We start from the raw sequence: 14,633 nt of genomic DNA, 5'->3' as shown, positions 1-14,633 counted from the left end.
GGCCGCACACCGGAGCACAACCGACGCGGTACGGGCGGACGCGCCACCCCTGCGTCCGCCCGTACCGTTCACCAGTGCCCGCCGCCGGGCGCCTCGATGTGCACCGCCTTCGTGGCGGTGAACTCGTCCAGCAGCTCCGGGCCGTACCCGAAGCCCTGCCCGCTGGCTCGGCGCGGATGCGCGGCACCCCCCGGCGCACCCCCGAACACCGCGTTGACCTTGACCGTGCCCACGGGCAGCTCCCGCCACGCCCGCTGCGCGTGACTCATCGACGGGGTCAACACCGTTGCGGCCAGCCCGTACGGGGAGTCCGCAGCGCAGCGCAGCGCCTCGTCGAACGAGTCGACCACCACCACAGGGGCGACCGGCCCGAAGGTCTCCTCCCGGACCAGCGGCATGTCGTGGCGGCAGTCGGTGACGACGGTGGCCGGGTAGAACGCCCCCGGCCCGTCCGGCACCTCGCCGCCCACCCGCACCCGTGCGCCGTCCGCCACCGCGGCCGCCACCTGCCCGTGCACGTGGTCCCGGTGCCGCCGGTCGACCAGCGGGCCCAGCTCGGTGCCCGGGTCCCGGCCCGGTCCGACCCGTAGGGCTCCGGCGCGGCGTACCAGCGCGGCCACGAAGTCGTCGGCCACCTCCCGGTGCACGTAGAGCCGCTCCACCGCCACGCAGATCTGCCCGGCGTTGGCGAACGCGCCGAGCGCGGCCTGCTCCGCCGCCCACTCCGGGTCGACGCCCGCATCCACGATCAACGGGTCACTGCCGCCGTTCTCCAGGAGCACCTTCGCGCCGGTGCGGGCCGCTGCGGCGGCGATCGCCCGCCCGGTCGCTGTGGAACCCACGTGGGCCACCACGTCGACGTCCTGCGCCGCCAGTGCCGCACCCACCTCCGGGCCGCCGGTGAGCAGCGACAACACCCCGGCCGGCAGGGCCTGGTCCAGTGCTCGGGCCAGCAGCCAACCCGTCGCCGGTGTCCGTTCGCTCGGCTTGTAGAGCACCACGTTCCCGGTCACCAGGGCCGCGCCGAGCAGTCCACAGGAGACCGCCACCGGGTCGTTCCAGGGGGTGATCGCCGCGACCACCCCGCGTGGCTGCGGGGTCAGGAAGTCCAGCGCGTCGGTCTCGCCGTTCAGCGTGCGCCCGCCACGCAGCGGTGCCAGTTCCGCATACTGTCGCAGGGTGCCGATCCCCGCCTCGACGCCGCCGCGGGCGTCCGCCAACGGCTTGCCCATCTCCGCGGTGACCGCCGCCGCCAACTCCTCGATGACCGCCTCCACCGCGTCCGCGGCCCGGTGCAGCGCCGCCGCGCGTTCCGCAGGAGCGGTCGCCGCCCACTGGGCCGCCGCGTTGCGGGCCGCCTGGGTCGCCTTGCCCACCTCGTCGGCAGTGGCCACCGGCACCGTGCTCACCGGCGCGTCGTCCGCCGGATCACGCACCACCAGTTCGCCGCCGTCGCCGCCCGCACCCCACACTCCGCCCACCAGCTGCGCAACCGTGTACATGCGGCGTTGGATGCCCCGGCCTCGACGAGGCAAACGCGTTTCGCCCGGTTGCGCGCCGGGTAGGCGGATCCGATGACAACCACCACCGCGCAGAGCGCGGACGCCGTCATCGTCGGCGCCGGGCACAACGGCCTGGTGGCGGCCAACCTGCTGGCCGACGCCGGCTGGGACGTGGTGGTGCTGGAGGCGACAGCGGTGCCCGGCGGCGCGGTCCGCTCCGCCGAGGTCACCGCACCCGGCTACCTCAGCGACCTCTACAGCTCTTTCTACCCCCTCGGGTACGCCTCGCCCGTGCTGGGCGGCCTGGACCTGGGTCGACACGGGCTGTCCTGGCGGCACTCGCCGGACGTGCTGGCGCACCTGCTGCCGGACGGTCGAGCCGCGGTGATCAACCGGGACCCGGACGTCACGGCAGCGTCGCTGGAGCAGTTCGCCCCCGGGGACGGTAAGCGCTGGCTCAACGCGTACACCGACTGGCTCGACGTGGCCGACCCAATGCTGGAGGCGATCACCTCGCCGTTCCCACCGGTACGCGGCGGGCTGGGCCTCCTGCGTCGGTTGCGCGTCGCCGGCGCGCTGCGACTCGCGCGGCGCCTGGTCGTGCCGGTCCGCAAACTTGGCGACGAACTCTTCGACGGTCCCGGCGGGCCGGCCCTGCTGGCCGGCTGTGCCCTGCACACCGACCTCTCCCCGGAGGAGGCCGGCTCCGGGGTGTACGGCTGGCTGCTGGCCATGCTCGGCCAGCAGGTCGGCTGGCCGGTGCCCGACGGAGGCGCGCAGCAGATCACCAACGCGCTGGTGGATCGGCTACAGGGGCTCGGCGGGACGATCATCTACGGTGCCCGGGCCGATCGGGTGCTCACCGCCCGGGGCCGGGCGATGGGGGTCCGGACCGTCGGCGGCGGGCTGTGGCGGGCCCGGAGGGCCGTGCTCGCCGACGTGCCGGCGCCGGCGCTCTACCTCGACCTGGTCGGCGCGGCGGCACTGCCGTCCCGGCTGGTGGAGGACCTGGCGCACTTCCGGTGGGACGGTTCCACGCTGAAGGTGGACTGGGCGCTCTCCGCGCCGGTGCCCTGGACGAACCGGCAGGTGGCCGGCGCCGGCACCGTGCACCTCGGCGCGGACCTGAACGGGCTCACCCACTACGCCAGCGAGTTGGCCCGTGGCGAGCTGCCCCGCGACCCGTTCCTGCTGGTCGGGCAGATGTCGGTGGCGGACCCGAGCCACTCCCCTCCGGGCACCGAGTCGCTCTGGTCGTACACCCATCTGCCGTTCCGGCGGAACTGGCGGGCCGAGGAGATCGCCGGGCACGTGCAGCGGATGGAGGACGTGCTGGAGGCGGCGGCCCCCGGTTTCCGGAGCCTCATCGTGGGCCGACACGTGGCCGGGCCGGCCGACCTGGAGAAGGGCAATCCGAGCCTGGTCGGTGGCGCGCTCGGCGGCGGGACCGCCGCCGCGTACCAGCAGCTCTTCCTGCGACCGATCCCCGGCCTGGGCCGGGCGGACACCCCGGTGGACCGGCTCTTCCTGGCCAGCGCGTCGGCGCACCCCGGCGGCGGTGTGCACGGCGCACCGGGCGCGAACGCGGCCCGCGCCGCGCTGGCCCGCGACCGCGCGCTCACCGGCCGCGCCTACGCCGCAGCCATCTCCACAGCCCACCGCGCCATCTACCCCGACTAATTCCCACCCCCACCCCCACCCCCTTGGCTCCCGGTGATCAAGAGGTTTGCGTCGTCAGCGTCGGCGGATCTGACGCAAACCTCTTGATCACCCGGGCGGGGTGGGGGAGAGGAGAGGGGGGAGGGTTAGCGGGTGATGTTGCGGTGTTTGCTGCGGAGGCGGAAGGGCATGAGCGCGCTCTCCACCTTGGTCGCGGTGGTCATCTTGGAGACGCCGTCGCGCCGCTCCTCGAAGCGGATCGGCACCTCCAGGATGGTGTGCCCCAGCTTGGTGGCGAGGTAGTGCATCTCCACCTGGAAGCTGTAGCCGTTGGACTGCACCCGCTCCAGGTCGATGTCGCGCAGGGCTTCGGCCTGCCAGATCTTGAAGCCGGCGGTCAGGTCCCGGATACGTACCCGTAGCAGGGTGTGCACGTAGAGGTTGGCCCAGCCACTGAGCGCCCGGCGGTAGAGCGGCCAGTTCTCGTCCAGCTCGCCGCCGGGGACGTACCGGGAACCGATCACCACACTGGCCTGGGTGGAGAGCAGCGCGCCGAGCATCCCCGGCAGCGCCTCGGGCGGGTGCGAGAGGTCGGCGTCCATCTGCGCCACGTACTCGGCGCCGCCCTCGATCGCCCGGGTCATCCCGTCCACGTACGCCCGGCCGAGGCCCTCCTTGCCGGCGCGGTGCACCACCTCGATCCGGTCGGGGTGCTCGATGGCCAGCTTGTCGGCCACCTCCCCGGTGCCGTCGGGGGAGTTGTCATCGGCGACGAGGATGCGCAGCCCCGGCAGCGGCAGCGCGAGCAGCCGCTCGACCAGCGCCGGGAGGTTGCCCGCCTCGTTGTACGTGGGCACCACGACGGTCAGGCGTGCGTCCCGCCACGGCGTCGGCAACTGCACCGGCTTGATCATGTCGGTCATCCTCGGTTTGCGGACAAGGGTCATGGAAAGGGTATCTAGTTCCCGCATTCGGTCTGAGGGAGGCACCCCTTCCGGGAGTTGCGGACCCTCGCCACCCACCGTGCGCAGGCGTCGAAGCCCTGGTCAGAGGCTCGCTGGTCAACGACGACGGCGAGCGACCGCGCTGAGGGCGAGCGCTGCGACGGCGATCGCGACACCGGAGAGCGCTGGTTTGTGCGTGCCCACCCACAGTGCCGCGGAACGGTCCCGCGCCTGTTCGCGGAACACGCCCGCCGTGCCCCGGTCCGTGTCCGCATCGCCGGGGTGATCCAGATTGTCCCGCCAGGTCGCCGGATCGATCTTCTCGCCGGTCTGCTGGCTGTCGTAGCCGTCGCGGGCCAGCTTGCGGTCCAGCAGGCCGGGGAACAGGGCGTCGCCCACCCGGGCCTGCCAGGTCGGGCCACCCACGTTCAGCTCCCTGGTGCCACGGTCGGCGGCCCAGACGATGGCCCGGGCGGCCAGCTCCGGAGTGAAGATCGGCGGTACCGGTTGCGGATGCCGGGGCAGCCGGGTGCGGACCCAGGAGAACTGCGGCGTGTTGACCGCGGGCAGCTGCACCATTGACAACTTCACCCCCGGGCAGTCGTGCAGCAGCTCGGCGCGCAGCGAGTCGTTGAACCCCTGGACGGCGTGCTTGCTGGCGCAGTACGCCGACTGCAGCGGGATCCCCCGATAAGCCAACGCCGAGCCCACCTGCACGATCGTGCCCCGCCCGTGCGCCCGCATGTGCCGCAGCGCGGCGAGGGTGCCGTGCACCGTGCCCAGGTAGGTGACCTCGGTGACCCGACGGAACTCGCGAGCTGGGATCTCCCAGGCCGGCGCGAACACCGACGCCATCGCGTTGTTGATCCACACGTCGATGCCGCCCCACCGGTGCACCACGTCGTCGGCGGCCTGCTGCACCGCGCCCGCGTCGGCCACGTCGACCCGGTACACCCGCACGTCGGTCGCGCCGCGCAGTCGGCACTCCCGCTCGGCGGCGACCAGACCTGCCTCGCCCCGGGCCAGCAGCGCCAGCCGGGCGCCGCGCGCCGCGTACGCGTGGGCGACGGCCCGACCGACGCCGGCGCTCGCCCCGGTCACCACCACGGTCTGCGTCACGGTGACCCCTTCTGCCGGGTGGCGATGTCGGCGAGGCGGTCCAGGGTCTCCCGGTTACGCAGGTGCAGCACCAGATCGTTGACCTTGTTGCGGACCCAGCGCAGCGGGCCGGCGGCGAAATCCTCCCCGATCCGGATGCGGGTGGCGTTCTCGCCGACCGGCTCCAGCGTGAAGGCCACGATCGCCTCGCCGGCCGGCCAGAGACCGGCCTTCAGCACGAGCCGGTGCGGCGGTTCGCAGACCAGCACCGTCGAGGCGTCCTGCAAGGAGAACGGCCACGGCCCGGCCTTGTGGTGCAGTTGGCTGCCCACCCGGGGCCAGGCGTCGTCCACGTCGCGTACGTGTGTCGTGCCGACCACCCAGTCGCTGTACGTCCATCCGTCCGCGAGCACGTCGAACACCTGCTGCGGGGAAGCGTCAATCACTTTCTCCACAATCGCCACCGGTATCCCATACCCGGAGCACGGCACGGGCTAACGGCTGACCTGGTTAGCTTCTCTCAGACGGCGGGTAAGGCCGACCCGGGGCATCGCTGGCGGCGCTGGCCCACCGCCTCCACGACGACGTTTACTCCTCGGGGCGCAGGGAACCCGCCGGCTGTGCGACAGGACCAGGAGGATCCGTATCAGCGCAGGTCAGCCCAGGTGTACGCCGCTGCTGACCGCGCCGGTTCCGGGTCTGTCGCAAGCCCCCGAGCGGTGCTCTACGACGCGGTGCTGCTGGACCGCGACGGCACCCTGATCGAGGACGTGCCGTACAACGGCGACCCGGAGAAGGTGCGGCCGGTGCCGGGCGCTCGGGCGGCGCTGGACCGGCTGCGCGCGGCCGGGCTGCGGCTGGCGGTCGTCACGAACCAGTCGGGCCTGGCCCGGGGTTACTTCACCGGTGAGCAGATGCGGGCCGTGCACGCCCGCGTCGAGGAGTTGCTGGGCCGGTTCGACGCGTGGCTGGTCTGCCCGCACGACGACGCCGACGGCTGTGACTGCCGCAAGCCGGCGCCGGGCCTGGTGTACGCCGCCGCCCGAGAGTTGGGCACGACGCCGTCCCGCTGCGTACTCGTGGGCGACATCGGCCGGGACGTCGGCGCCGCCATGGCCGCCGGGGCCGCGGGGTTGCTGGTGCCCACCCCGGTGACCCGGCCGGAGGAGGTCGTCGCCGCCGGGTGGGTGGCCACCGATCTGCCGGCGGCGGTGGCGGAGATCCTGCGCCGCCAACAGGCTGTGCAGCCCTCGACCCCGACCACCGAACCGGTACGGACGGCGCTCGTGGTCCGCTCGGATTCGGCGGGTGACGTGCTGGTCACCGGCCCGGCGATCCGCGCCGTCGCGGCTGGAGCGGAGCGGGTGGTGCTGCTGTGCGGGCCGCGTGGTCGGGCCGCCGCCGACCTGTTGCCCGGCGTCGACGAGATCATCGAGCATCCGCTGCCGTGGATCGACCCCGCGCCGGGGCCGGTCGACCCGGAGGCCATGCGGAGCCTGTCCGCGCGGCTGGGTGCGGTCGGCGCGGACCAGGCGGTGGTGTTCACCTCGTTCCACCAGTCCGCCCTGCCGCTGGCGCTGCTGTTGCGGATGGCGGGGGTCCACCGGATCGCGGCGATCAGCGACGACTATCCGGGCTCGCTGCTGGACATCCGGCACCGGGTGCCGGTGGGCGTCCCCGAACCCGAACGTGCCCTTTCCCTGGCCGCCGCCGCCGGCCACCGGCTGCCCCACGGCGACGAACCGGTCCTGCGGCTGCGCCGAGACGCCGTGCCGCCGCGCCCGGCCGACCTCGGCGATCCGGGGTACGTGGTGCTGCACCCCGGGTCCGCCGCGTCGAGCCGGGCCTGCCCGCCCGAGGTGGCCACCCGGATCGTCGGGGCGCTGGCCGACGCCGGGCACCGGGTGCTGGTGACCGGCGGCCCGGACGAGCGCGCGGTCACCGCCCGGGTTGCCGCGGCCGGCGGCACCGACCTGGGCGGCCGCACCGACCTGGCCGGGTTGGCCGCTATCGTCGCGGACGCCAGCGCGGTGGTGGTCGGCAACACCGGGCCCGCGCACCTGGCGGCCGCCGCCGGTGTGCCGGTGGTGAGTCTCTTCGCGCCGACCGTTCCGTTCGGTCAGTGGGGGCCCTACCGGGTGCCGACCGTCCGGCTCGGCGACGCCGCCGCTCCCTGCCGGGACACCCGGGCGGCCAGTTGTCCGGTCCCCGGGCACCCCTGCCTCAGCGGTGTCGACCCGGGCGACGTGGTCGACGCGCTTCGAACTCTCGCCGTCAGCGGTGGTGGCGGCCGATGAACATCCTGCTCTGGCACGTGCACGGCTCCTGGACCACGTCGTTCGTGCACGGCAGCCATCGCTACCTGATTCCCACCACACCCGACCGCGGCCCGTACGGCCTCGGCCGGGCCCGCACCTACCCGTGGCCGGACAATGCGGTCGAGGTCAGCCCGGAGGAGCTGCCGATTGCAGACGTCGACCTGGTCATCCTGCAACGCCCCGAGGAGATCGACCGGGCCGAGCAGTGGCTTCGTCGCCGCCCCGGTCGCGACCTTCCTGCGATCTACGTCGAGCACAACACCCCCAAGGGCGACGTGCCGAACACCCGCCACCCGATGGCCGACCGCGACGACCTGCTCATCGCCCACGTCACCGGGTTCAACCAGATCTTCTGGGACACCGGCGCCACCCGCTCCACAGTGGTCGACCACGGCATCGTCGCTCCCTCCGCGTCCTACACCGGGGAGCTGGACCGACTCGCCGTGGTGATCAACGAGCCGGTACGGCGAGGTCGGGTCACCGGCACCGACCTGCTGCCCCAGTTCGCCGAGATCGCGCCGCTGGACGTCTTCGGCATGGGCGTCGCCGGCCTGGCCGACCACCTCGGGCTGCCCGCCGACCGGCTGACCAGCCACGATGACGTGCCCCAGGAGCGGATGCACACCGAACTGGCTCGCCGGCGGGCGTACCTGCATCTGTGCCGGTGGACCTCCCTCGGGCTCAGCCTCATCGAGGCGATGGCGATCGGCATGCCGGTCGTCGCGCTCGCCACCACCGAGGCGGTGATGGCGGTGCCCCCGGAGGCGGGGGCGCTCGCCACCCGGACCGACACCCTGCTCGACGCCGCCCGCCGGTTCATCGCCGAACCGGCTACCGCGCGGCAGGCCGGAGCGGCGGCGCGAACCGCCGCGCGCGACAGGTACGGCCTCGACCGTTTCCTCGCTGACTGGGACCGGCTGCTGGAGGAGGAAGTATGCGGATCGCGATGATCTCGGAGCACGCCAGCCCGCTCGCCGTCCTCGGAGGGGAGGATGCCGGCGGCCAGAACACCCACGTCGCGGAGCTGTCCGCCGCGCTCGCCGCCGCCGGGCACGAGGTGCGGGTCTACACCCGCCGCGACGCGCCCGACCTGCCGGTGACCGTCCGCAGCCCGGACGGGTACGACGTGGTGCACGTGCCGGCCGGCCCGGCCGAGCCGGTGGCCAAGGACGCGCTGCTGCCGCACATGCGGGAGTTCAGCAACTGGCTGATCGAGCGGTGGCGCGGCGGCGACTGGGTGCCCGAGGTGATCCACGCGCACTTCTGGATGAGCGGCCTGGCCGGGCTGACCGCCGGCCGGCAGACCGGGGTGCCGGTGGTGCAGACGTACCACGCGCTGGGCACTGTGAAGCGCCGCTACCAGGGTGTGCAGGACACCAGCCCGGCCCGACGGGTCTCCTACGAGCGGGAGCTGGGCCGCTCGGTGGACCGGATCGTCGCGCAGTGCCGCGACGAGGTGGGCGAACTGGTCCGGATGGGTGTGCCCCGGTCCCGGATGACAGTGGTGCCCTCCGGGGTCAACCTCGCCACCTTCGCCCCGCTCGGACCGGCCGCCGACCGGGAACCGGGGCGGGCCCGCATCCTCACCGTGGGTCGGCTGGTCGAGCGCAAGGGCTTCCAGACCGTGATCCGCGCGATGGCGTTGGTTCCGGACGCCGAGTGCGTGGTCGTCGGCGGCCCGCCCGAGGGGCTGTTGGAGACCGACCCGTACGCCCGGCGGCTGCGGGCCCTCGCGGAGTCGTGCGGGGTTGCCGATCGGGTGCACCTGGTCGGCGCGGTGCCCCGGGAGGAGATGGGCCGCTGGTACCGCTCGGCGGACCTGCTGGTCGCGGCGCCCTGGTACGAGCCGTTCGGGTTGACCCCGCTGGAGGCGATGGCCTGTGGGGTGCCGGTCGTCGGCACGGCAGTGGGCGGCATCCGGGACACAGTGGTCGACGGGACGACCGGTGACCTCGTGCCGGCCCGGGACCCGCACGCCCTGGCCACCGCGATCCAGGGGCTGCTCGACGACCGGATCAGGCGTTTCGCGTACGCGACGGCGGCGCGTGAGCGGGCCCGGGAGCGGTACTCGTGGGCGGCCACCGCCGAGCGGCTGGTCGAGGTCTACAGCGAGGTGGCCGCCGTGCGCCGGCCGACCCGGGTGGTGGCCTGATGCCGACGGACAGCCTGCTCGACACCCACCTGACGAATCTCGCCGCGGCGCTGGTGCCGTACCGACGGTGTGAGCGACAGCTGGCGCGCTGGGGCGCGGACCTGGCCCACCGGCTGGCCGCCGGGGGGCGCCTGCTGGTGGCCGGCAACGGCGGCAGCGCCGCGGAGGCCCAGCACCTCACCGCCGAGCTGGTGGGCAAGCTGCACGACGACCGCCAGCCGCTGTCCGCGATCGCGCTGCACGCCGAGACGAGCGCGCTCACCGCCATCGCCAACGACTACGGCTACACCGACGTGTACGCCCGCCAGGTGCGCGCCCACGGCCGCCCTGGCGACATCCTGCTGTTGCTGAGCACCAGCGGAACCAGCCCCAACCTGGTCGCCGCCGCGCAGGCCGCCCGCGACGTCGGGGTGACCACCTGGGCGCTCACCGGCACCGCGCCCAATCCGCTCGCCGACGCCTGCGACGACGTGCTGGCCGTCGCGTCCCCGGACACCCAGGTCGTCCAGGAGCTGCACCTGGTGACCAGTCATCTGCTCTGCGAGTACCTCGAACAGGAGTTGCCCGCCGCGCTGGCGGCAGTCGCCGATCCGGCGGTCGTCCACCCCGGGCCCGGGGAGCCCGCACCGGCCGGTCGGCTGCCTTCCGCGCCGGTACGCACCGGGGTCGAGGTGGTGCTCGACGGCGGGCCCGGACGGCAGGTCGACGCGTGAGTCGGACAGCAGGTCGACGCGTGACGATGAGGAGGCAAGCGTGAGGGGACCGGTGGTGGTGCTCGGGGACACCCTGCTCGACCGGGATGTGGAAGGTGTGGTGAACCGGCTCTGCCCGGATTCCCCGGTGCCGGTGCTCGACGAGACCGTGGCCACCGACCGACCGGGGGGCGCCGGGTTGGCGGCGGTGTTCGCCGCCGCGCAGGGCGCCGAGGTGGTGCTGGTGACCGCGCTCGCCGACGACGCCGGCGGGGCCCGGCTGAGCGCGCTGCTCGCCGCCGCCGGCGTGCAGGTGTACCCACTGGCCCTCTCCGGTGCGACGCCGGAGAAGATCCGGCTGCGGGCCCGGGGGCGGGTGCTGCTGCGCCACGACCGGGGCGGGGCGTCCGGGGAGCCGGGTCAGCCCTCCGACGAGGTGCTCCGGGTGATCGCCGCGGCGTCGGCGGTGCTGGTCAGCGACTACGGCCGGGGGGTGGCCCGGCAGCCCGCGCTGCGCGACGCGTTGGCCGCCACCCGCGCACCGGTGGTGTGGGACCCGCATCCGCGCGGCCCGGCAGCCGTGCCCGGCGTACACCTGGCCACCCCGAACGAGTCCGAGGTGCGCGAGCTGGTCCCCGCGCTGCCCGGCGCCTCCCGACTTGCCACCGCGTCCCGCGGCGCCCAGGGGCTACGACGGCGCTGGCGCGCCGGCGCGGTCGCTGTGACGCTGGGCGGCGACGGTGCGCTGCTCTGCCACGCCGGGTCCACGCCGCTGGTGGTGCCGACGCCGGGTAGCGCCGAGGGGGACACCTGCGGTGCCGGCGACCGGTTCGCGGCGGCGGCCAGCCTCGCACTGGCCCAGGGCGCGCTGGTCTCCGAGGCGGTGCAGGTGGCGGTCGCCGAGGCGTCCGCGTACGTGGCCGGTGGGGGAGTGGCCACGGTGCTGCCTCCATCGGCGCCTACGGTGCGGGCCAGGAGTGCGCCGGGGCCGCGAGCCCTCCAGCCGGCACCACGAGGTGGTGCGGTGGCCGACCGGGTGGGAGTCGCAGCTGTCGCCACGCTCCTGGGTGAGGTACGCGCCGCGGGTGGCACTGTGGTGGCGACCGGCGGTTGCTTCGACCTGCTGCACGCCGGGCACGTGGCCACCCTGGAGGCGGCGCGGCAGCTCGGCGAGTGCCTCATCGTCTGCCTGAACTCCGACGCCAGCGTGGCCGGGTTGAAGGGGCCGGATCGGCCGGTGCAGTCCGAAGCTGACCGCAGCCGACTGCTGGCCGCCCTGAGCTGCGTCGACGCGGTCCTCATCTTCGACGAGCCGACCCCGGAGACGGCGCTGTCCTGGGTACGCCCCGACGTGTGGGTCAAGGGCGGCGACTACGCCACCGGCGGTGGGGACGCGAGCGTCACCCTGCCGGAGGCGGAGGTCCTGCGCCGCTGGGGTGGGAACACCGTGGTGGTGCCCTACCTGGACGGTCGTTCCACCACCGACCTGATCGTCCGCACGCTCGCGGAGCGGACCCGATGACCGCCACGCGGCCCGGCGCCGGGCCCACCGTCCTGGTCACCGGCGGCGCCAGCGGCCTCGGCGCGGCGGTGGTCGCCGCGGTGGCCGCCTCCGGTGGCCGACCGCTCGTGCTGGACCGGCAACCGCCGGCCGACGGGGTGTCCTGGACCGAGTGTGACCTGGCCGACACGCGAGCCGCCGAGGTGGCCACCCAGCACCTCGCCGAGCAGGCCGGTGGTCTGGACGCGGTGGTGACCGCCGCCGGCACGGACGTGCCGGGTCGACTCGGCGACCTGCCGGGGGAGACCTGGGACCGGATCGTCGCCGTCGACCTGCTGGCCACCGCGGCGGTGATCCGGGCCGCGCTGCCGTTCCTGCTGACCTCCCGGGGCCGCATCGTCACCGTCGCCTCAACCCTGGGCGTCAAGGCGGTCAGTGACGCCACCGCGTACTGCGCGGCGAAGTTCGGCGTGGTGGGGTTCACCCGAGCCCTCGCCGCCGAGCTTGCCGGTCAGGTCGGCGTCACCCTGCTCATTCCGGGTGGGATGCGTACCGCGTTCTTCGACGAACGTGACCCGCAGTACAAGCCGGGGCCGGACGCGAACCTCAACGAGCCCGCCGACACCGCCGCCGCGATCATGTTCGCGCTCAACCAGCCGCCCGGTTGCGCGGTGCGCGAGATGGTGGTCTGCGCCGAGCAGGAGACCTCGTACCCGTGATCCTCGTGCTGCGCGCCCTCGGCGTCGGCGATCTGGTGACCGCGGTGCCCGCGCTGCGGGCGCTGCGGGCCGCGTACCCGTCGCGGGAGCTGGCGCTCGCCGCGCCCGGCTGGCTGTCCCCGCTGGTCGACCTGGTCGGTGGCGTCGACCGGCTGGTGGACACCGCCGGGCTGGATCGCCCTCTCCGGGTGGGGTCGGCCCCGCGGGTCGCGGTCAACCTGCACGGGCGCGGCCCGCAGTCGCACCGGCTGCTCGCGGCAACCCGGCCCGGTCGGCTGCTCGCCTTCGCCAGCCCGGACGCCGGCCGCGCCGACGGCCCGCGCTGGGCCGTCGACGAGCACGAGGTGGACCGGTGGTGCCGGCTGCTGTCCTGGTACGACATCCCGGCCGACCGCGCCGACCTCAGCCTGCGTCGGCCCGGGGCGGCGGGGCTGCCCAGCGGTGTCACAGTGCTGCACCCGGGCAGCAAGATCCCGGCCAAGCGGTGGCCCGCCGAGCGGTTCGCCGCGCTGGCCCGGGCGCTGACCGACCAGGGGCACCGGGTGCTGCTCACCGGCTCGGCCGACGAACGGGCGTTGGCGGCCCGGGTGGCGGAGGCGGCGGGCCTGAGCTCGGACGCCGTGCTGGCCGGCAGGACCGACCTCGGCGCGCTCGCCGCGCTGGTGGCCGACGCCCGGCTGGTGGTCAGCGGGGACACCGGGGTCGCCCACCTGGCCACCGGGTACGGCACCCCGTCGGTCGTCCTCTTCGGGCCGGTGCCACCGGCGCACTGGGGGCCTCCACCGGATCGGCCGCGGCACCGGGTGCTCTGGGCCGGCGAGGCGGATTGGCCCAGGTGGGACGGGGTAGGAAGCCACCCGACGATGGCGGCTCTGCGCCTTGACGAGGTGCTGGCCGCCGTGGCCGAGGTGGAGAGGGTGGTGCGGGTCTCCGGTGCGGTTGCGGCGTAGCGACCCGGGTCGACCGGGGTACGGACGGCGTCGGCGCGGACGGGGTTGGCTCTTCGTCGACCAGTCCGGGGCTCCGGTGCGGGATCCGGATGTCCTGGCCCGGCTGCGGGAGTTGGTCATTCCGCCGGCCTGGCAGGACGTGTGGATCGCCCCGCACCCGAACGGGCACATCCAGGCGATCGGGATCGACGCGGCCGGGCGAAAGCAGTACATCTACCACCCGCGGTGGCGGGAGAAGCAGGACGAGGCGAAGTTCGACCACATGCTGGAGGTGGCCCGGCGGCTGCCGGCGCTGCGCGAGCGCGTGGGGCGCGACCTTGACGGCCGTGGGCTGGGCCGGGACCGGGTGCTGGCGACGGTGACCCGACTGCTGGACATGGGGATGTTCCGGGTCGGCAGCGACCAGTACGCGAACGGCGACGACCCGACGTACGGGGTGGCGACCCTGCGCCCCGAGCATGCCCGGTCCCGGCGCGGCTGCGTGGTGTTCGTGTTTCCCGCGAAGGGAGGCATCGAGCAGGTACGCCGGATCGAGGACCCGGAGCTGTGCCAGGTGCTGGTGGATCTGCGCCGTCGTCGGCGACGGGCGGAGCGGCTGTTCGGCTACTGGGACGGCCGGGAGTGGCGCGACGTGCGCAGCGACGAGGTCAACGGCTACCTGCGCGACGCCAGCGGTGGGGAGATGACCGCGAAGGACTTCCGTACCTGGCACGCCACAGTGCTCGCGGCCACCGAGTTGGCCACCGTCGGCCCGGCCCGCTCGATGACCGCCCGGCGGAAGGCGGTGGTCGCCGTGATGCGTGAGGTGGCGGAGCTGCTGGGCAACACGCCGACGGTGGCTCGCGCGTCGTACGTGGACCCCCGGGTGGTCGACCTCTACCACGACGGGGTGGTGGCGTCGGTGGACCCGCAGGCGCCTCGCGAGGAGGCGGAGCAGGTCGTCCTGAAGCTGCTGGAGGGGGCCTGACCGGCCCCGTCGGCGGTTCTGGGGGGAAGCGCGACGGAGCCGGAGCCTCGGGCGTCAGTGGGGTGCCACCGGGCGGCCGCCCGCCGCTCGCGCGGCGGGCGCCTCGCCACGGCCCCCGTTGGCGGCCCACC

General features: G+C 74.3%; 13 protein-coding genes. 9 read left to right on the top strand and 4 right to left on the bottom strand.

The genetic code is table 11. From position 1 onward, the window contains the following. Positions 1 to 68 precede the first annotated feature (68 nt). Positions 69 to 1,502, bottom strand: coding sequence for an aldehyde dehydrogenase family protein (locus MED15_RS24820; RefSeq protein ID WP_112583411.1), 1,434 nt, complete (start codon positions 1,500 to 1,502; stop codon positions 69 to 71). Between the two features lie 72 nt (positions 1,503 to 1,574). Between MED15_RS24820 and MED15_RS24815 the strand changes: the two genes are divergently transcribed. Then, positions 1,575 to 3,182, top strand: a complete 1,608-nt coding sequence (locus MED15_RS24815) for a phytoene desaturase family protein (RefSeq protein WP_112583410.1) — start codon at positions 1,575 to 1,577, stop codon at positions 3,180 to 3,182. A gap of 125 nt (positions 3,183 to 3,307) precedes the next feature. On the opposite strand, the gene MED15_RS24810 is transcribed toward MED15_RS24815, so the two are convergent. The 3 genes from MED15_RS24810 to MED15_RS24800 all read right to left on the bottom strand — a co-directional run bounded on the left by MED15_RS24810 (position 3,308) and on the right by MED15_RS24800 (position 5,649). Beyond that, complete coding sequence (locus MED15_RS24810) at positions 3,308 to 4,075, bottom strand: polyprenol monophosphomannose synthase (RefSeq protein ID WP_091402208.1); 768 nt, start codon at positions 4,073 to 4,075, stop codon at positions 3,308 to 3,310. A 147-nt stretch (positions 4,076 to 4,222) separates the two neighbouring features. Further along, positions 4,223 to 5,224 (bottom strand): SDR family oxidoreductase, encoded by a 1,002-nt coding sequence (locus MED15_RS24805; protein ID WP_112583409.1) that lies wholly within the window; start codon positions 5,222 to 5,224, stop codon positions 4,223 to 4,225. Continuing rightward, on the bottom strand, positions 5,221 to 5,649 hold the full coding sequence (locus MED15_RS24800) for an SRPBCC family protein (RefSeq protein ID WP_341866358.1): 429 nt from the start codon (positions 5,647 to 5,649) through the stop codon (positions 5,221 to 5,223). Before MED15_RS24800 ends, MED15_RS24805 begins: the two co-directional genes overlap by 4 nt. Before the next feature lie 174 nt (positions 5,650 to 5,823). Between MED15_RS24800 and MED15_RS24795 the strand changes: the two genes are divergently transcribed. From MED15_RS24795 to MED15_RS24760, 8 genes are read left to right on the top strand one after another with little or no spacing between them, the layout of a single operon-like run. Continuing rightward, on the top strand, positions 5,824 to 7,500 hold the full coding sequence (locus MED15_RS24795) for an HAD-IIIA family hydrolase (RefSeq protein ID WP_112737095.1): 1,677 nt from the start codon (positions 5,824 to 5,826) through the stop codon (positions 7,498 to 7,500). Next, positions 7,497 to 8,471, top strand: coding sequence for a glycosyltransferase (locus tag MED15_RS24790; RefSeq protein WP_112737093.1), 975 nt, complete (start codon positions 7,497 to 7,499; stop codon positions 8,469 to 8,471). Before MED15_RS24795 ends, MED15_RS24790 begins: the two co-directional genes overlap by 4 nt. Next, positions 8,456 to 9,673 carry a glycosyltransferase gene (locus MED15_RS24785; protein WP_112602193.1) on the top strand — a complete coding sequence of 406 codons (1,218 nt, stop codon included), beginning with the start codon at positions 8,456 to 8,458 and terminating at the stop codon, positions 9,671 to 9,673. Before MED15_RS24790 ends, MED15_RS24785 begins: the two co-directional genes overlap by 16 nt. Beyond that, entirely contained in the window at positions 9,670 to 10,386 is a 717-nt protein-coding gene (locus MED15_RS24780) for a D-sedoheptulose-7-phosphate isomerase (RefSeq protein ID WP_112737207.1), read from the top strand. The genes MED15_RS24785 and MED15_RS24780 overlap by 4 nt, the downstream gene beginning before the upstream one ends. 40 nt (positions 10,387 to 10,426) lie before the next feature. Further along, a complete protein-coding gene (locus MED15_RS24775) occupies positions 10,427 to 11,887 on the top strand; it encodes a PfkB family carbohydrate kinase (RefSeq protein ID WP_112737091.1) in 1,461 nt (486 codons plus the stop codon). Then, positions 11,884 to 12,585, top strand: coding sequence for an SDR family oxidoreductase (locus MED15_RS24770; protein ID WP_112583403.1), 702 nt, complete (start codon positions 11,884 to 11,886; stop codon positions 12,583 to 12,585). The genes MED15_RS24775 and MED15_RS24770 overlap by 4 nt, the downstream gene beginning before the upstream one ends. Further along, entirely contained in the window at positions 12,582 to 13,535 is a 954-nt protein-coding gene (locus MED15_RS24765) for a glycosyltransferase family 9 protein (protein WP_112737089.1), read from the top strand. The genes MED15_RS24770 and MED15_RS24765 overlap by 4 nt, the downstream gene beginning before the upstream one ends. Next, positions 13,519 to 14,502, top strand: a complete 984-nt coding sequence (locus tag MED15_RS24760; protein WP_112583401.1) for a DNA topoisomerase IB — start codon at positions 13,519 to 13,521, stop codon at positions 14,500 to 14,502. The genes MED15_RS24765 and MED15_RS24760 overlap by 17 nt, the downstream gene beginning before the upstream one ends. The last annotated feature ends 131 nt before the right edge of the window (positions 14,503 to 14,633 follow it).

It is taken from the genome of Micromonospora noduli (assembly GCF_003264475.1).
GTDB lineage: Bacteria > Actinomycetota > Actinomycetes > Mycobacteriales > Micromonosporaceae > Micromonospora > Micromonospora noduli.
Note: the sequence above shows the minus strand (reverse complement) of the source record. Positions and strands in the feature narration are given on the sequence as shown.

What these genes read in the sequence shown, in the direction of transcription:
- MED15_RS24790 (WP_112737093.1), top strand. Translation starts at nt 7,497, where the DNA reads ATGAACATCCTGCTCTGGCACGTGCACGGCTCCTGGACCACGTCGTTC.
- MED15_RS24815 (WP_112583410.1), top strand. Translation starts at nt 1,575, where the DNA reads ATGACAACCACCACCGCGCAGAGCGCGGACGCCGTCATCGTCGGCGCC.
- MED15_RS24785 (WP_112602193.1), top strand. Translation starts at nt 8,456, where the DNA reads ATGCGGATCGCGATGATCTCGGAGCACGCCAGCCCGCTCGCCGTCCTC.
- MED15_RS24810 (WP_091402208.1), bottom strand. Translation starts at nt 4,075, where the DNA reads ATGATCAAGCCGGTGCAGTTGCCGACGCCGTGGCGGGACGCACGCCTG.
- MED15_RS24820 (WP_112583411.1), bottom strand. Translation starts at nt 1,502, where the DNA reads ATGTACACGGTTGCGCAGCTGGTGGGCGGAGTGTGGGGTGCGGGCGGC.
- MED15_RS24770 (WP_112583403.1), top strand. Translation starts at nt 11,884, where the DNA reads ATGACCGCCACGCGGCCCGGCGCCGGGCCCACCGTCCTGGTCACCGGC.